Genomic DNA, 16627 nt, shown 5'->3' with positions numbered 1-16627 from the left:
GAGCGAGTCAGTCCTTCCGGGACAGGTTGGGGGAGGAGTTCGCGAGCACCGGCTCGGCGGTGGGGGAATCGGTGGCTCGATGCTCGAGCTCGTGCGCGAGGTTGGCGGCCGCGGCATCCGCTTCGGCCTTCGGGAACATGCCGGCCGGCACGACCCACCCGAATCGGGTGATGCGGTAGCGGTCATGGCGCGCGGCGCGCACCTCGTCGAAGCCGCCGGCCGTCCACGGGTTGCATCGGACGATGCGCCACGCGGCCAATGCCGAGCCGACGACCAGTCCGCGCTGCTGCACGGAACCGAGTCCGTACGCGGAGCACGAGGGGTAGTACCGGCAGACGTCGCCGTAGAGGGGGGAGATGACGGCGCGGTACCCGCGAAGCAGCAGGACGCCGAGGTTCCGCGGGATCAGCAGGATGAAGAGGGCCAGGTCGCGCATCTCAGCCGCCCTTCGCGGCCGAAGCCGACACGGACGCACTCGCAACGGCGTGGACCGACCGACCGACGGGGCGCCCCGAGCGGCGGGTGAGCGCATCGAGCACCTCTTCGCGGAGCTCGAGCCACTGGACCTCGGCCGCGCCGGGCAGTGCTCGGACCACCACGTCGACGCCCCGGACGCCATCGCCCAGGGCTTCGTGGCAGACGGCCTTGAGCCTGCGGCGCAGGAGGTTGCGTCGCACCGCCGTGCCGACCTTCTTGGAGACGATGAAGCCGAAGCGTGCGTCGGTGCCCGACTCCCGTGAGCGCAGATAGCTCACGGTGTGGGCACCGGCGACCTTCGCACCTCGGCGCACGACGGCTCGGTAGTCGTCGGCGCTCGTGATGCGATTGGCTTTGGCGAGCACCGAGAGACTTACGCGGAGAGTTCGGTGCGACCCTTGGCGCGGCGTGCCGACAGGATGGCGCGGCCCGCGCGGGTGCGCATGCGAAGGCGGAAGCCGTGCTTCTTGGCCCGGCGACGGTTGTTCGGCTGGAACGTACGCTTGCTCATTCTTCTTCTCCGGCTGTCGGAATCTCCGCGCCGCGCAGCGAGTGCGATGCTCCGGAGGGAAACTGGGTGCCCGAAAGGGCTGGGGTCAACCTATTAAAACTACGGCCTCCGGGACCCGTGGTCAAACCAGGCGAAGTCCGGAGCCGGAATGGTGCGAACGGAAGAGTATCCCGCATACCTCGGGATACCCTGTGGATCGACACGCGCGGGCCGTCGAATCCCTCCTCCGGCATTTGTTCCGAGGGGCGAGTTTCGCTAGCGTGTGAGACCAGTTATCCCCAGCCTCGCACGCGGAATCCCGGGCGTCGCACCCAATCTGCACACAGCCGGTGGATAACCTTGAACACTTCGCCTCGCGCCGCTCGTTCCATCGATCGGGGGATCGATGAGCGGCACACGACGGCACCGAGGGATTGCGGGGAACGATGACAGAGCAGCCCATCTCCGATACATGGGCCACCGTCCTCGACCGACTGAACGACGACGACGCGATCACCCCGATGCTGCAGGGGTTCCTCAACCTGGTCGAGCCCAAGGGCATCGCCGCCGGCACCTTCTACCTCGAGGTCCCGAACGACTTCACCGCGAGCATGCTCAACCAGCGGATGCGCGTCTCCCTCCTCTCCGCGATGAGCGCCATCGAGTCGCCATCGTCGGTGACCTCCTTCTACGTGGTCGTGAACCCCGAGCTCGAGGAGACCAGGGCGCCCGAGCCGAAGCCCGCCGCGTTCGACGACTACCCGAATCCGGTCGAGCTCCCGGCATCCCCGCAGTCGGTGTTCGAGAACACGAGTCCCGACCGTCCGCGCGACGCACGGCTCAACCCGAAGTACTCGTTCGACAGCTTCGTCATCGGACAGTCCAACCGCTTCGCCCACGCGGCTGCGGTCGCCGTGGCCGAGGCGCCGGCGAAGGCGTACAACCCGCTCTTCATCTACGGCGACTCGGGCCTGGGCAAGACGCATCTCCTGCACGCGATCGGACACTACGCGCAGAGCCTCTATCCCGGCATCCGCGTTCGGTACGTCTCGTCGGAGGAGTTCACGAACGACTTCATCAACTCGATCGCGAACAACCGCGGCTCGCTCTTCCAGCAGCGCTACCGCAATATCGACATCCTGCTCATCGACGACATCCAGTTCCTGCAGGGCAAGGCGGAGACGCAGGAGGCGTTCTTCCACACCTTCAACACGCTCCACGACCACAACAAGCAGGTCGTGATCACGAGCGACGTGCCGCCGAAGCACCTCACGGGGTTCGAGGACCGCATGCGCAGCCGGTTCGAGTGGGGCCTCATCACCGACGTGCAGGCACCCGACCTCGAGACCCGCATCGCGATCCTCCGCAAGAAGGCGCAGTCCGAGCGGCTCCAGGTGCCCGACGAGATCCTCGAGTACATGGCGTCGAAGGTGTCGTCGAACATCCGGGAGCTCGAGGGCACCCTCATCCGTGTCACCGCATTCGCGAGCCTCAACCGCACGCCCGTCGACATGCCGCTCGTGCAGACCGTGCTGAAGGACCTCATCACGGACGACACCGACAACGTCGTTGCGCCGGTCGACATCATCACGGCCACGGCCGACTACTTCAAGCTGACGGTCGACGACCTCTACGGGTCGAGCCGTTCGCAGGCCGTCGCCATCGCCAGGCAGATCGCGATGTACCTGTGCCGTGAACTCACGAACCTGTCGCTGCCGAAGATCGGGCAGCTGTTCGGCAACCGCGACCACACCACCGTGATGTACGCCAACAAGAAGATCTCGGAACTCATGAAGGAGCGCCGCTCGATCTACAACCAGGTCACCGAGTTGACCGCGCGCATCAAGCAGAACGCCCGCTACCGCTGACGGATGCCACGAGCCGGCGTCGAGCAGAGGTGCTCGCGTCGGCATCGCACGGATGCCACGCCTCCGCGCTGCACCTCCCGGTGCCACTCGGTCGCGAGGCTTCCGCGACCTTCCACAGGCCCTCCGTGCCCCCAGAACGGGAGATTCCCACAACTGTGGACAAGTTGTGGATTGTTAAGGGGACGGCCCGCAATCCCTGTTGAGACGGCGGGGGAACCTGTGCAATACGCCGCACCGCGCATCGCCCCGGCCGCTCGGTTTCCGATCGAATCGCACACGCTGTGCACAGCTCCGATGGCGCTGCTTCGGCGTCGTTCCGCGGATCGCAGCACACCATCCACAGTTTCCACAGCGGTTAACACCGTTAAGAGAAATATGGATTAAGCAGGGCTCCACAACATCGAGTGGTCGAGCTCGGCGGCGCGGTGCTCACGGTCGCACGCCGATCCCCCTGTGGATGGTCTCGGGGTGTGGAGGGGTCCGTCGCCGCAGTTCGGTCGCGCGGAGGGGCGAGCGAGCCTGAGCGCTCACCTCCACGCGGGTCGAATCAGAGCGCACTCGATGCGCACGTGGTCGACCTCACGCTCACCACCCCCGCGACCGCGCCCGTGCGCACACGGAATGTCCCGACACCGGGCGGAACAGTCCGGATAGCATGGGTGAGCCAGCCAGCACCTCGAGGACGGGAGAACCGTGAAGTTCCAGGTCAATCGCGACGTCTTCAGTGAGGCCGTGTCCTTCGCCGTCAAGCTCCTCCCGCAGCGCACGACGCTGCCGATCCTCTCCGGCGTGCTGATCCAGGCGAACGACGACGGCCTCGTCCTCTCCTCCTTCGACTACGAGGTCTCGTCGCAGACCGAGATCCAGGCCGACGTCGAGGAGTCGGGCACCGTCCTGGTCTCCGGCCGCCTCCTCGCCGAGATCGCCGGCCGCCTGCCGAACGCCCCCGTGCACGTCGCGACCGAGGAGTCCCGCATCTCCGTCACGTGCGGCTCCGCCAGCTTCACGCTGCTCTCGATGCCCGTCGAGGAATACCCGTCGATCCCCGAAGTGGGCACCGAGTCGGGCGTCGTCCCCGCCGAGGAGTTCGCGACTGCCGTCGCGCAGGTCGCCGTCGCGGCATCTCGCGACGATGTGACCCCGGTCATCACGGGCGTGCAGCTCGAGGTGCGCGAGAACAACCTCAGCCTCGTCGCGACCGACCGCTACCGCGTCGCGATCCGCGAGATCGACTGGGACGGCGGCGGAGTCGCGTCCGAGGAAACACTCACCGCACTCGTGCCGGCCCGCACGCTCCAGGAGGTCGGCAAGACGTTCGGGCACTCGGGCACCATCTCGGTCGCGATCACCAGCCGCGACGACCGCGAGCTCATCGCCTTCAGCGCCGACCGCAAGACCGTGACGTCGCTCCTCATCAAGGGCAACTTCCCGCCCGTGCGCCGGCTCTTCCCCGACACGGTCGACAACTACGCGGTCATGAACACCGCCGAGCTCATCGAGGCGACCCGTCGTGTGGCGCTGGTGCTCGAGCGCGAAGCCGCGCTGCGCTACAGCTTCACCGCCGACGGCCTCACCCTCGAGGCGATCGGCAGCGAGCAGGCGCAGGCCTCCGAGACGATCGACGCGATCCTCTCCGGAGACGACACCGTCGTGTCGCTCAAGCCGCAGTTCCTGCTCGACGGCCTCGGCGCCGTGCACTCCGAGTTCGTGCGCATCTCGTTCACCAAGACCGAGAACCCCAACAAGCCCGGCCCCGTGCTCATCACGAGCCAGACCTCGCGCGAGCAGGCCGGCGCCGACACGTACCGCTACCTGCTGCAGCCGAACCTGCTGCTGCGGTAGAACCGTTCGCCGAGCTCGTCGAAGCGAACGGGCCGCGCCCGCTCCCTTCGACGGGCTCAGGGAGCGGGGCAGGTGTCATCCGCCGCGGGTAGCGTTGAGGCGTCCGACCGTCGAAGGGAGCCAGCGTGCACGTCGCCCGCCTCTCCCTCACCGACTACCGCAACTACGAGCGCGCCGAGCTCACGCTCGGCCCCGGTGCCACCGTGTTCGTCGGGCGCAACGGGCAGGGCAAGACCAACCTCGTCGAGTCCATCGGCTACCTCGCGACGCTCGGCTCGCATCGTGTCTCGGGCGACCAGGCCCTCATCCGGGCCGGCGCGGATGCCGCGATCGTGCGCGCCCTCCTCGCACACGGCGACCGGGAGCTCCTCATCGAGCTGCAGCTGAACCGGCAGGGCTCGAACCGCGCGCAGCTCAACCGCTCCCCGGTGAAGACCCGCGAGCTCCCGCGCTACGCGCACAGCGTGCTCTTCGCCCCCGAAGACCTGGCGATCGTGCGTGGCGAACCCTCGGTGCGGCGCCGCATGCTCGACGAGCTCCTCGTGCAGCGCACCCCGCGTCTCGCCGGCGTGATGGCCGACTACGAGCGTGTGCTGAAGCAGCGCAACTCGCTCCTCAAGAGCGCCCGCGCCAGAGGGCTCGCCGCGGCGCAGCTCCCGACGCTCGACATCTGGGACGAGCGGCTCGTGCAGCTGGGCTCCGAGCTGATCGACCAGCGCGTCGCCCTCATCCGAGAGCTCGCCGCGCCCCTGGCCGAGGCCTATCACTCGATCGTCGACGCCGATCACGCACCAGAGCTGCGTCCGCTCCTCTCGATCGACGGGGCCGACCCCGAGGCCGAGATCCCGGCGGATGCCGCGCCGAGATCGGCTGCGGCAGCGGATCTCGTCGCCGCCATCGCCGGCGACGGGGCATCCGCCACGGCCGTCCGCTTCGCCGAAGCGGTCCGAGTGCTGCGCCCGAAGGAGCTCGAGCGGGGGATCACGCTGGTCGGGCCCCACCGCGACGACGTGGTGCTGCTCCTCAACGGCCTGCCCGCGAAGGGGTACGCGAGCCACGGGGAGTCGTGGTCGTTCGCGCTCGCGCTGCGACTGGCATCCGCCGAGCTGCTGCGCCGGGACTCGACGACCGGCGACCCGGTGCTCGTGCTCGACGACGTGTTCGCCGAGCTCGACCGGCTCCGCCGTGAGCGCCTGGCGGCCGCGATCGGCGGATTCGAGCAGGTCCTCGTGACCGCGGCCGTGCTCGAGGACGTGCCCGAGCCGCTCACCGCGCGGATCGTGCACATCGACGCCGGCCACATCGTGGAGGAGGCGACGACGGATGCCTGACGCCCCGCAGCGGTCCGAGGCCGCACGTGTGTACCAGCACTTCCGCGAGATCTTCGGCGACACCCGGTCCCGCCCCGGCCGTGCGCGCAGTCGCACCCGGGAGGTCACGGGGAGCGAGCCGTTCACGCCCGGCCGCGACCCGAAGCCGCTCGCCGACGCGATCGACGGGCTCACCACGCAGCTCGGCTGGACCGCACCGCTCTCCCAGCACGAGGTGCTCGCGTCCTGGTCCGAGGTGGTCGGCGAGGAGATCGCGCATCACTCCGAGGCGATCACGATCGACAACGGCGTGCTGCAGGTGCGCTGCGAGTCGACGGCGTGGGCGACGCAGCTCCGGCTCATGCGCACCGATCTCGTCACGCGCATCCTCGACCGGTACCCCGGTGCGGGGGTCGAGACCATCCGCTTCCAAGGGCCGGATGCCCCCACCTGGAAAAGGGGTCCCAGATCGGTTCCAGGGCGTGGTCCACGCGATACCTACGGCTGAGTCGGCAAATTCGGTCACTTCCCCTGAGTCATCGCCTCAGATCGGCGCTTCCGGGCCGGTGGCGACCCTCCGTTTGATAGGATTGAGAGTCGCCAGAACGACGGTCAGGAGCCCGATCCACCCATGACAGCGGAACCGACGAAGGCCCAGCAGACGCCTGAATACGGTGCAGACGCGATCCAGGTTCTCGAGGGCCTCGAAGCGGTTCGCAAGCGCCCCGGTATGTATATCGGTTCGACCGGGCCACGGGGTCTCCACCACCTCGTCTACGAGATCGTCGACAACTCGGTCGACGAGGCGCTCGCGGGCTATGCGACCGTCATCGACGTGACCATCCTCGAGGACGGCGCCGTCCGCGTCATCGACGACGGCCGAGGCATCCCGGTCGACGTCCACCGGACCGAGGGTCGATCGACGGTCGAGGTCGTGCATACGATCCTCCACGCCGGCGGCAAGTTCGGCGGCGGCGGGTATGCCGTGTCCGGCGGCCTGCACGGCGTCGGTGCATCCGTCGTCAACGCGCTCTCGACGAGGTTCGACGTGGCCGTGAAGCGACAGGGACACGTGTGGCGGCAGTCGTACACGGTCGGTGTGCCCGACGCGCCCCTCTCGCAGGACGAGTCGATCCCCGAGTCGGAGACCGGGACGACCACCACGTTCTGGCCGAGCCCCGACATCTTCGAGACCGTCGAGTTCGACTACGAGACGCTGCGGACCCGCTTCCAGCAGTACGCGTTCCTCAACAAGGGCCTGCGCATCACGCTCACCGACCTCCGCGTCGGGCACGTCGAGATCGACCCCGAAGACACGGCGGAATCCGAGGCGGATGCCCCGGAGCCGCGTTCCGACACCTTCTACTACGAGCGCGGCCTCGTCGACTACGTCGAGTACCTCAACCGCTCGAAGCGGGGCGACGTCGTGAACGACGAGATCATCTCGTTCGAGTCCGAGGACACCGAGCGCAAGATCGCGCTCGAGGTCGCGATGCAGTGGACGACCGCTTACACGGAGTCCGTGCACACCTACGCGAACACGATCAACACGCACGAGGGCGGCACGCACGAGGAGGGGTTCCGCGCGGCGCTGACCACGCTCATCAACCGCTATGCGCGCGAGAAGGGCATCCTCAAGGAGAAGGACGACAACCTCTCGGGGGACGACGTGCGCGAGGGCCTCACCGCGGTCATCTCGGTCAAGCTCGCCGAGCCGCAGTTCGAGGGCCAGACGAAGACGAAGCTCGGCAACACCGAGGCCAAGTCGTTCGTGCAGAAGGTCACGGGCGACCAGCTCGGCGACTGGTTCGAGCGCAACCCCAACCAGGCGCGAGACATCATCCGCAAGGCGATCCAGGCGGCCACCGCCCGCATCGCGGCGCGCAAGGCACGTGAGGCCACCCGTCGCAAGGGCTTCCTCGAGTCGAGCGGCATGCCGGGCAAGCTCTCCGACTGCACGAGCAAGGACCCGACGATCTCCGAGATCTTCCTCGTCGAGGGCGACTCGGCCGGCGGCTCGGCCAAGACCGGTCGCAACCCCGAGACGCAGGCGATCCTTCCGCTGCGCGGCAAGATCCTCAACGTCGAGAAGGCGCGTCTCGACCGGGCGCTCGGCAACGCCGAGATCCAGGCGATGATCACGGCCTTCGGCACCGGCATCGGCGAGGACTTCAACTCCGAGAAGGCCAGGTACCACAAGATCGTGCTCATGGCCGACGCCGACGTCGACGGCCAGCACATCACGACCCTGTTGCTGACGCTGCTGTTCCGCTACATGCGGCCGCTCATCGAGATGGGCTACGTCTACCTCGCGCAGCCGCCGCTCTACCGACTGAAGTGGACGAACGCCGAGCACGAGTACGTCTACTCCGACCGCGAGCGCGACGCGCTGCTCGCGGCCGGCCAGGCGGAGGGCAAGCGCATCGCCAAGGAGAACGGCGTGCAGCGCTACAAGGGCCTCGGCGAGATGAACCACCAGGAGCTGTGGGACACCACGATGAACCCCGAGACCCGCACACTGCTGCAGGTCACGGTCGACGACGCGGCCGCCGCCGACGAGATCTTCTCCACGCTGATGGGCGACGACGTCGAGAGCCGCCGCAGCTTCATCCAGAAGAACGCGAAGGACGTGCGTTTCCTTGACATCTGACGTGATCAACCCCGGCGGCGACGGCGAGGGCTTCGGCATCCACGGCAGGATCGACCAGGTCGACCTGCAGCTCGAGATGCAACGGTCGTACCTCGACTACGCGATGAGCGTGATCATCGGCCGCGCGCTGCCCGACGTGCGCGACGGCCTGAAGCCCGTGCACCGCCGGGTCATCTACACGATGTACGACGGCGGCTACCGTCCCGATCGCGCCTTCTCGAAGTGCACCCGCATCATCGGCGACGTGATGGGCCAGTTCCACCCGCACGGCGACAGCGCGGTGTACGACTCGCTCGTGCGCCTCGTGCAGCCGTGGAGCCTGCGCTACCCGCTCGCACTCGGCCAGGGCAACTTCGGCTCGCCCGGCAACGACGGAGCGGCCGCCCACCGGTACACCGAGACGAAGATGGCCCCGCTCGCCATGGAGATGGTGCGGGACATCGACGAGGACACCGTCGACTTCCAGGACAACTACGACGGCCGCACGCAGGAGCCGACCGTCCTGCCGAGCCGGTTCCCCAACCTGCTCGTCAACGGGTCCGTCGGCATCGCGGTCGGCATGGCCACGAACATCCCGCCGCACAACCTCCGCGAGGTCGCGTCGGGCGCGCAGTGGTTCCTCGAGCACCCCGAGGCTTCGCGCGAGGAGCTCCAGGAAGCGCTGATCCAGCGCATCAAGGGCCCCGACTTCCCGACGGGTGCCCAGATCCTCGGCGTCAAGGGCATCAACGACGCCTACCGCACGGGTCGCGGGTCGATCACCATGCGCGCCGTCGTGAACGTCGAGGAGATCCAGGGCCGCACCTGCCTCGTCGTAACCGAGCTGCCCTACCAGGTCAACCCCGACAACCTCGCGATCAAGATCGCCGACCTCGTGAAGGACGGCAAGGTCGCGGGCATCGCCGACATCCGCGACGAGACGTCGGGCCGCACGGGCCAGCGCCTCGTGATCGTGCTGAAGCGCGATGCGGTCGCCAAGGTCGTGCTGAACAACCTCTACAAGCACACGCAGCTGCAGGACAACTTCGGCGCGAACATGCTCGCGATCGTCGACGGCGTGCCGCGCACCCTCTCGATCGACGGCTTCATCGCGCACTGGGTCGACCACCAGATCGACGTGATCGTGCGTCGCACGCAGTTCCGCCTCCGCCAGGCCGAGGAGCGGATGCACATCCTGCGCGGCTACCTCAAGGCGCTCGACGCGCTCGACGAGGTCATCGCGCTCATCCGCCGCTCGCCGACGGTCGAGGAGGCCCGTGACGGCCTCATCGACCTGCTCGACGTCGACGAGGTGCAGGCCCGCGCGATCCTCGACCTGCAGCTCCGTCGCCTCGCGGCCCTGGAGCGCCAGAAGATCATCGACGAGGCCACCGAGCTCGAGGCGAAGATCGCCGACTACAACGCGATCCTCGCGAGCCCGACCCGCCAGCGCAGCATCATCTCCGACGAGCTCGCGGAGATCACCGCGAAGTACGGCGACGAGCGGCGCACGCACATCCTCCCGGGCTTCGACGGCGACATGTCGATGGAAGACCTGATCCCCGAGGAGGAGATGGTCGTCACCGTCACGCGCGGCGGCTACGTGAAGCGCACCCGCAGCGACAACTACCGCTCGCAGCACCGCGGCGGCAAGGGCGTGAAGGGCGCGCAGCTGCGCGCCGACGACGTGGTCGAGCACTTCTTCGTCACGACCACGCACCACTGGCTCCTCTTCTTCACGAACATGGGCCGCGTCTACCGCGCCAAGGCGTACGAGATCCAGGAGGGCGGCCGCGACGCCAAGGGGCAGCATGTCGCCAACCTGCTCGAGATGCAGCCCGACGAGCAGATCGCCGAGATCCTCGACATCCGCGACTACGAGGTGGCCACGTACCTCGTGCTCGCCACCCGCGACGGGCTCGTGAAGAAGACCGATCTCACCGCCTACGACACCAACCGCTCGCGCGGCATCATCGCGATCAACCTCCGCGAGGGCGACGAGCTCGTCTCGGCGATGCTCGTCGACGAGCACGACGAGATCCTGCTCGTGTCACGCAAGGGCATGTCCCTCCGATTCGAGGCGACGGATGACGCGCTGCGCCCCATGGGCCGGTCGACGTCGGGCGTGAAGGGCATGTCGTTCCGGTCGGGCGACAGCCTGCTCGAGGCATCCGTCGTGCCCGGATCGAACGGCAACGAGGCGGAGCTCGAGGCCGTCGACGCGGCCACCGACGACAACGGCCAGAAGCTCAGCCCGACCGACACCTACGTGTTCGTCGTGACCGAGGGCGGGTACGCGAAGCGCACCCGAGTCGAGGACTACCGCAAGCAGCAGCGCGCCGGACTCGGCATCAAGGTGGCCAAGCTGAGCGAGGATCGCGGCGACCTCGCCGGTGCGCTGATCGCCTCCGGGGGCGACGAGGTCCTTGTGGTTCTTGCCAGCGGCAAGGTGGTACGCTCTGACGTCGCCGAGGTTCCCGCCAAGGGCAGGGACACGATGGGCGTCGTGTTCGCGAAGTTCGCGGACGACGACCGGATCATCGCCATCGCGAGGAATTCCGAACGGAATCTCGTGGAGGAGGCCGCAGAGTCCGAAGCGGCCGAGCCCGCGCGAGAGGAGTAACCGTCAATGAGTAGCGTCGCCGAGAAGCTGGCCCGCAAGTCGAACCGCCGGCCCCCGGCCAAGCAGGTGCGCCTGCGTCTCGTCTACATCGACTTCTGGTCGGCCGTGAAGCTGTCCTTCCTCGTGGCCGTGTGCTTCGCGGTCATCAGCATCGTCGTCACCTTCCTGATCCACACGGTGCTCAGCTCGACCGGCATCTTCGAGCAGGTCAACTCGCTCGTCCAAGACGTCGCCGGATCGAGCGGTGACCTCACCGCCGTGCTCTCGCTCGGCAACGTCATGGGCTTCGCCGTCGTCGCGGCCCTGCTCAACCTGGTCGTGACCACGGCACTCGGTGCGATCGTGGCGGTGCTGTACAACCTCAGTGTCAAGATCACGGGCGGCCTGCTCGTGGGCTTCACGAACAACTGACCCTTCGACAGGCTCAGGGACCGGCCGACCTCGGCTCGATTCGGAGATTCCCGCCCCGTCGGGTAGTCTTTCCTTCGGCCGAAATTCGGGGATATAGCTCAGGCGGTTAGAGCGCTTCGCTGATAACGAAGAGGTCCGAGGTTCAAGTCCTCGTATCCCCACTCCACAACTCCACACCCGCGGATGCCGCGACATCCGCTCGGGGCCTTAGCTCAGTTGGTAGAGCGCCTGCTTTGCAAGCAGGATGTCAGGAGTTCGAATCTCCTAGGCTCCACCCAGTGTTCATCGGCTCGCCTGCCTGGTCGGGCGGGCCGCTGTCGTCTCCGGGAACGGCGTTCGACCCCAGCCGCCGTACCCCTCCGCCGCCCGCCCGAGCGACCCTCGCCGATCGACGGCAACAGTGCGAGGATGGCGTCGGAAGAGGGGGACCGACGCGGATCGACCGCACGTGCTCGCGTCCCGCACGCCGACGGCGCACGGGATACCTCATTGCGGCCATGGCCGCGATGGCCGCCTACACGTTCGTGGCATCACTGGCCATCGTCGGGGCATCCGGCGCCCCACCAGTCACGCCGGCCGCCGCAGCCGAGCAATCGGCTGAGCCGGACGCCACCGACGACGCGAACATCGTCGCAGCGTGGAGCCGGCTGCGCGTCGGGTGGATCTACGTGTACGGGGACGGGCGCGTCGTGCTGCGGCACGACAACGGGCGGCTCCTCACGTCCGAGGGCAGCGTCTCCTTCGGGGTCATCCAGCGTCGCCTGAGCCCGTTCGGCCTGCAGCTCGTGCGGACGGGGACCGTCAACTTCGCCGCCGTCCTGGGGCAGCCCGACGACGTCGAATCCGGGTTCTGGTCGCCGGCCGCACCGGCGCTCTACCAACCGTCGTCGTATGCGCTCTGCCTGGTCAACACGGCACCGAATCCGCCCCGCGATCAACTCCTGCTCGACATGCCCGACATCATCGACCGGGTCGACGGGCCGGCCGCGGAGGTGCTGCGCGACGGCGTCGTGCGCAGCTTCACCGACGACTTCCTCGACGAGGACGGGAACTTCGCCGGCCTGGACGGGTTCCACAGCGCGCCCGGACCAGGCGTCGAGTGCATCGTCCTCGACAAGGCGGGCATGCTCGAGCTGTGGGCGCAGACGCGGCTTCCGCTGAGCGGACCCGATGATCGCGGCGTGCTGCGGCTCAGCGACGCGACGTTCGGTGTGCTCACCGATATCGACGGGGTGGAGCAGTACCTCGTCGCGGCGATCCCGATCCTGCCGCACGGGGGGTGGGTGGTCTGGGCGGGGTGAGACCGCCCTGTCGTACAGTGGCCGGATGGACATCCGCATCGCAGCGTATGGCGTGATCATCCGCGACGGGCAGATCCTGCTCTCGCACTGGAACGAGCACGGCCGGTCCGGATGGACGCTGCCGGGCGGTGGAATCGAGGGCTCGGAGCATCCGGTCGCTGCTGCGCGGCGCGAGATCTTCGAGGAGACGGGCTACGAGGCATCCGTCGACCGGCTGCTCGGCATCGACACCATGGTCGTGCCCACCGAGAAGCGCCACTCGGGCGTCGTGCCCCTCTACGCCATGCGAGTGGTCTACCGGGCGACGGTGACCGGCGGTGACCTGCGCAACGAGGTCGACGGATCGAGCGACGAGGCGCGGTGGTTCCCGCTCGACGAGGTGGCCGGACTCAAGCGGGTGAGCCTCCTCGACATCGCGCTGCGGCTGAACGCCCAGGAGCCGGCGGACGGATTCCCGCCCGCAGCGACCTGAGCGTCCGGCTCCAGCAGCGCCAGCTCCGGCCTCGGCCTCGGCGAACGCGACGACGGCGACGACGACAGCACAGCGGCCTTGAAGACCGATGCCCTCTCGACGTCGCCGTCGTGCGTTGCCGAGACCCCCGCGGATCGCATCCCCGCCGGGCGGGATGGCGTCCCGAGGTGCGGATGGTTCCGCGGGGGCTCGGTGTGTACGGTGCCCATGATCAGATGAGGCCGGCACCGCCGAGCGCGAGGCGACGGTACTGCTCGTCGCGCGCGCGGGTGGCGTCCTGCTCGGTCAGGCGGCGCAGGGTCACGGCGTCGGTGGTCCGACGCTCCTCCTGGCGACGGCTCCACGCGAGCAGCGCGAGGCCGGCGCGGCGGGCCAGTCGCTCGCGCAGCTGGCGTGCCTGGGCACGGATGGCGGTGGCTTGGCTCTGCTGAGCCGAACCGGCGGTGAGTGATGTCGTGTTCACGATCATTCCTTCTGGTGGTGGGTTCCCGACCGGGCGATCGCCGGTCGGGGGTGATGCGATCCGTGGCGGTGCGTACAGCAGGAGGCGTGCCCTCGGACGGATCGGCGCGAGGGCGCGCCAGTAGGACGTTCCGGGCGCGCGAGGGCGCGCCGGTGAGGCGGGAAGCCTGGCGGCTCCGGGCTGCCGTCCGGCGCGGCATCCGAGGGCCGAGGTGATCGATGCGACCGGGTCGACGGATGCTGCGGCGGATGCCGCGGGTCACGCCCGAGTGGGCTGCGTTCGAGTGAACGCTGTGACGGTCAGGCGCCGAAGCGCCGGGTGTCGGTGCGGGCTAGCAGGCCGGGTACGTGAGGAGGACTCCCGTGTGCGGCTCCGTGAACGAAATGATGTGCATCATCGGGTATCAACTCCTCTCCGGTTTCGTGTTGCCAGGACCGAGAGTTGACACTAGCGGGATTCTCAAGTGGAACGCAAGGCGATTTCCCAGATTCGTCGGAATCGGCTCGGAAATCAGTGCCAGCCCTGAGCTCGGCGCTCTCCAGGACGACGAAGGGCCCGCCCTGATCGGATCAGGACGGGCCCGTCGTGGAAGACCTGGTTCAGGCGGCCGGCGTGCCGCCGGCCGACGAGCCGGGCTCGTCGTCGGCGACCCAGAGCTCGTCGTCGGCACGGAACGTCTGCCAGACGGCGTAGGCCACGCCGACGGCGGCGACGATGCCGGCCCCGATCGCGAGGTACGTGCCGACGCCCGGGCCCTTCTTCTGCTGGACCACCGCGGCCGCGCGCGGCGAGACGCGCTCGACGGCGCGGCGCACGCGTGCGTCGTTGGCGATGTCGCCGATCGCGAGCAGCGAACCGAGTGCGTTGCCCAGCCCCTGCTGCGCGGCGTCGCCCGCGGAGCGGGCGTAGTCGCGCGCGGAGTCCATGCCGGGCCGGACGTAGCTCTCGTAGCCCGAGCGCATGCGCGGAACGACCTCTTCACGGGTGACGTGGCCGAGCTGGCGGCTGGCCTCCCGTGCGACCGAGTTGGCGTGCGCGAGCACCTGCTGCTGGTTCCCCCAGAGTTCTTCCGCATTGCTGCGCAGTCGCTTGAGTTCCTTGCGGCGCTTGCGTGACAGGCTCATCTCGACCTCCATCGATATGCAGCGAACCCTTCCATCTTGCCACCGAAACCGCTGGAAACGGGGTGGGAGTCGCAATCATCCATGCCGGTTGACGAATCCGCGCGTGACAGAATAATGCGCATGGCGAATCCCACCGCAGTCGCGACGATCAACACGAACCACGGCCCCATCAAGGTCGACCTCTACGGCCACCAGGCCCCGAAGACCGTGAAGAACTTCGTCGGCCTCGCGACCGGCGAGATCGAGTGGACCCACCCCGGCACCGGCGCGAAGTTGAACGACCCGCTGTACGACGGCGTCATCTTCCACCGCATCATCCCGGGCTTCATGATCCAGGGCGGCGACCCGCTCGGCCAGGGCGTCGGCGGCCCGGGCTACCAGTTCGACGACGAGATCAGCCCCGAGCTCGACTTCACCGAGCCCTACGTGCTCGCGATGGCCAACGCCGGCCGCGACCGCATGACGGGCGGCGGCACGAACGGCTCGCAGTTCTTCATCACCGTCGGCCCGACCACCTGGCTGCAGGGCAAGCACACCATCTTCGGCAAGGTCACGGATGCCGCGAGCCAGTCCGTTGTCGAGAAGCTGGCCTCGGTGCCGACCGACGGCCGCGACAAGCCGCTCGAGGACGTCGTCATCGAGAGCATCACGATCGAAGAGGCCTGACGCCCAGGTGACCACAGTGCCTGCTGGTGACGGTGGTGCCGCCGATCGGCCCGAGGTCTGCTATCGGCATCCCGATCGGCCGAGCTACATCCTCTGCCAGCGGTGCGGGCGCACGATCTGCCCCGAATGCCAGACCCAGGCGCCCGTCGGCGTCATCTGCCCCGAGTGCATGCGCGAGCAGCGCGCGTCGGCACCGCGGACGAAGCCCGCGGTGCTCACGCGCGCCCGCTCGGCTGCCGGGCGCGGCGCACCCGTGGTGACGTATGCGCTCATCGGCATCACGCTGGCGGTCTTCCTGCTGCAGCTCGTCCCCGGGCTCGCGGTCACCGACCGCCTGCTCTACGCCGGCGTCTACTCGATCCCCGGCAACTTCGAGCCGTGGCGCATGCTGACGTCGGTGTTCGTGCACTCGACCGGCCTGATCTTCCACGTGCTGCTCAACATGTACACGCTGTGGATCTTCGGGCAACTGCTCGAGGGACTGCTCGGCCGGTGGCGATTCCTCACCCTGTACCTCATCTCGGGGCTGGCGGGTTCGGTCGGCGTGCTCTGGCTGGGCGATCCGCGCACCGGCGTCGTCGGGGCATCCGGTGCCATCTTCGGCCTGATGGGCGCGTTCCTCGTGATCCAGCGGCGGTTGGGCGGCAATGCCACGCAGTTGTTCATCCTGCTCGGCGTCAACCTGGTGATCGGATTCGTGCCCGGCTTCAACATCGCCTGGCAGGCGCATCTCGGCGGCCTCATCGGCGGAGCGCTCGTGGGGCTCATCTTCACCGAGACGCGCAAGCGCTCGCAGCTGGGATTGCAGGTCGGATTGCTGGTCGGCCTCGTCGTGCTGTTGCTCGTGCTGAGCCTGCGGTACTTCTACTTCCCGATCGTCTGAGGGTTATCCACATCCCCGTCCACAGGTGGGGAGAGTTACACGCATGTAATTGTGGCCAGTTCAGGGGA

Annotated in this window: 16 protein-coding genes and 2 tRNA genes; 13 read left to right on the top strand and 5 right to left on the bottom strand. The window is 68.2% G+C overall.

What is annotated here, in order from left to right; all coding sequences use genetic code 11:
- Positions 1-7 precede the first annotated feature (7 nt).
- The 3 genes from yidD to rpmH are packed head-to-tail and all read right to left on the bottom strand — an operon-like array spanning position 8 to position 988.
- A complete protein-coding gene (gene yidD / locus ACWGO8_RS07940) occupies positions 8-436 on the bottom strand; it encodes a membrane protein insertion efficiency factor YidD (RefSeq protein ID WP_452042542.1) in 429 nt (142 codons plus the stop codon).
- Between the two features lies 1 nt (position 437).
- Entirely contained in the window at positions 438-842 is a 405-nt protein-coding gene (gene rnpA / locus ACWGO8_RS07935) for a ribonuclease P protein component (protein WP_452042541.1), read from the bottom strand.
- Positions 843-850: 8 nt separating this feature from the next.
- Positions 851-988, bottom strand: coding sequence for a 50S ribosomal protein L34 (gene rpmH / locus ACWGO8_RS07930; RefSeq protein WP_022889115.1), 138 nt, complete (start codon positions 986-988; stop codon positions 851-853).
- A gap of 425 nt (positions 989-1413) precedes the next feature.
- On the opposite strand from rpmH, the gene dnaA reads away from it, so the two are divergent.
- The 11 genes from dnaA to ACWGO8_RS07875 all read left to right on the top strand — a co-directional run bounded on the left by dnaA (position 1414) and on the right by ACWGO8_RS07875 (position 13423).
- A complete protein-coding gene (gene dnaA / locus ACWGO8_RS07925) occupies positions 1414-2835 on the top strand; it encodes a chromosomal replication initiator protein DnaA (RefSeq protein WP_452042540.1) in 1422 nt (473 codons plus the stop codon).
- A 693-nt stretch (positions 2836-3528) separates the two neighbouring features.
- Positions 3529-4677, top strand: a complete 1149-nt coding sequence (gene dnaN, locus ACWGO8_RS07920; protein ID WP_452042539.1) for a DNA polymerase III subunit beta — start codon at positions 3529-3531, stop codon at positions 4675-4677.
- A 125-nt stretch (positions 4678-4802) separates the two neighbouring features.
- Entirely contained in the window at positions 4803-6008 is a 1206-nt protein-coding gene (gene recF / locus ACWGO8_RS07915) for a DNA replication/repair protein RecF (protein WP_452042538.1), read from the top strand.
- A complete protein-coding gene (locus tag ACWGO8_RS07910; protein WP_452042537.1) occupies positions 6001-6495 on the top strand; it encodes a DUF721 domain-containing protein in 495 nt (164 codons plus the stop codon). The genes recF and ACWGO8_RS07910 overlap by 8 nt, the downstream gene beginning before the upstream one ends.
- Before the next feature lie 123 nt (positions 6496-6618).
- Entirely contained in the window at positions 6619-8637 is a 2019-nt protein-coding gene (gyrB, locus tag ACWGO8_RS07905) for a DNA topoisomerase (ATP-hydrolyzing) subunit B (RefSeq protein WP_452042536.1), read from the top strand.
- Positions 8638-8713: 76 nt separating this feature from the next.
- Complete coding sequence (gene gyrA / locus ACWGO8_RS07900; RefSeq protein ID WP_452043531.1) at positions 8714-11239, top strand: DNA gyrase subunit A; 2526 nt, start codon at positions 8714-8716, stop codon at positions 11237-11239.
- A gap of 6 nt (positions 11240-11245) precedes the next feature.
- Positions 11246-11650 carry a DUF3566 domain-containing protein gene (locus tag ACWGO8_RS07895; protein WP_148733021.1) on the top strand — a complete coding sequence of 135 codons (405 nt, stop codon included), beginning with the start codon at positions 11246-11248 and terminating at the stop codon, positions 11648-11650.
- Positions 11651-11737: 87 nt separating this feature from the next.
- Positions 11738-11811 (top strand) — tRNA-Ile (locus ACWGO8_RS07890).
- A gap of 40 nt (positions 11812-11851) precedes the next feature.
- Positions 11852-11924, top strand: a tRNA-Ala gene (locus tag ACWGO8_RS07885).
- A gap of 223 nt (positions 11925-12147) precedes the next feature.
- Positions 12148-12951 (top strand): hypothetical protein, encoded by an 804-nt coding sequence (locus ACWGO8_RS07880; RefSeq protein ID WP_452042535.1) that lies wholly within the window; start codon positions 12148-12150, stop codon positions 12949-12951.
- A gap of 25 nt (positions 12952-12976) precedes the next feature.
- Complete coding sequence (locus tag ACWGO8_RS07875; protein ID WP_452042534.1) at positions 12977-13423, top strand: NUDIX hydrolase; 447 nt, start codon at positions 12977-12979, stop codon at positions 13421-13423.
- Between the two features lie 211 nt (positions 13424-13634).
- Here the strand turns inward: ACWGO8_RS07875 and ACWGO8_RS07870 are convergent, their stop codons facing one another.
- Both ACWGO8_RS07870 and ACWGO8_RS07865 read right to left on the bottom strand, forming a co-directional pair.
- Complete coding sequence (locus ACWGO8_RS07870) at positions 13635-13886, bottom strand: hypothetical protein (RefSeq protein ID WP_452042533.1); 252 nt, start codon at positions 13884-13886, stop codon at positions 13635-13637.
- A 599-nt stretch (positions 13887-14485) separates the two neighbouring features.
- Positions 14486-15010, bottom strand: coding sequence for a hypothetical protein (locus ACWGO8_RS07865; protein WP_452042532.1), 525 nt, complete (start codon positions 15008-15010; stop codon positions 14486-14488).
- Positions 15011-15130: 120 nt separating this feature from the next.
- Between ACWGO8_RS07865 and ACWGO8_RS07860 the strand changes: the two genes are divergently transcribed.
- Positions 15131-15676, top strand: a complete 546-nt coding sequence (locus tag ACWGO8_RS07860) for a peptidylprolyl isomerase (protein ID WP_452042531.1) — start codon at positions 15131-15133, stop codon at positions 15674-15676.
- 16 nt (positions 15677-15692) lie between these two features.
- Positions 15693-16559 (top strand): rhomboid family intramembrane serine protease, encoded by an 867-nt coding sequence (locus ACWGO8_RS07855; RefSeq protein ID WP_452042530.1) that lies wholly within the window; start codon positions 15693-15695, stop codon positions 16557-16559.
- Positions 16560-16627 lie beyond the last annotated feature (68 nt).

The organism is Agromyces sp. NPDC055661 (assembly GCF_053618135.1).
The sequence above is the reverse complement of the archived record's forward strand: the minus strand, read 5'-3'. Positions and strand labels throughout refer to the sequence as shown.

Coding starts and splice junctions, on each gene's coding strand:
- ACWGO8_RS07865 (WP_452042532.1), bottom strand. CDS start 15,010: ATGAGCCTGTCACGCAAGCGCCGCAAGGAACTCAAGCGACTGCGCAGC.
- dnaA (WP_452042540.1), top strand. CDS start 1,414: ATGACAGAGCAGCCCATCTCCGATACATGGGCCACCGTCCTCGACCGA.
- ACWGO8_RS07875 (WP_452042534.1), top strand. CDS start 12,977: ATGGACATCCGCATCGCAGCGTATGGCGTGATCATCCGCGACGGGCAG.
- ACWGO8_RS07880 (WP_452042535.1), top strand. CDS start 12,148: ATGGCCGCGATGGCCGCCTACACGTTCGTGGCATCACTGGCCATCGTC.
- yidD (WP_452042542.1), bottom strand. CDS start 436: ATGCGCGACCTGGCCCTCTTCATCCTGCTGATCCCGCGGAACCTCGGC.
- gyrB (WP_452042536.1), top strand. CDS start 6,619: ATGACAGCGGAACCGACGAAGGCCCAGCAGACGCCTGAATACGGTGCA.
- ACWGO8_RS07895 (WP_148733021.1), top strand. CDS start 11,246: ATGAGTAGCGTCGCCGAGAAGCTGGCCCGCAAGTCGAACCGCCGGCCC.
- ACWGO8_RS07910 (WP_452042537.1), top strand. CDS start 6,001: ATGCCTGACGCCCCGCAGCGGTCCGAGGCCGCACGTGTGTACCAGCAC.
- gyrA (WP_452043531.1), top strand. CDS start 8,714: ATGCAACGGTCGTACCTCGACTACGCGATGAGCGTGATCATCGGCCGC.
- rpmH (WP_022889115.1), bottom strand. CDS start 988: ATGAGCAAGCGTACGTTCCAGCCGAACAACCGTCGCCGGGCCAAGAAG.
- ACWGO8_RS07860 (WP_452042531.1), top strand. CDS start 15,131: ATGGCGAATCCCACCGCAGTCGCGACGATCAACACGAACCACGGCCCC.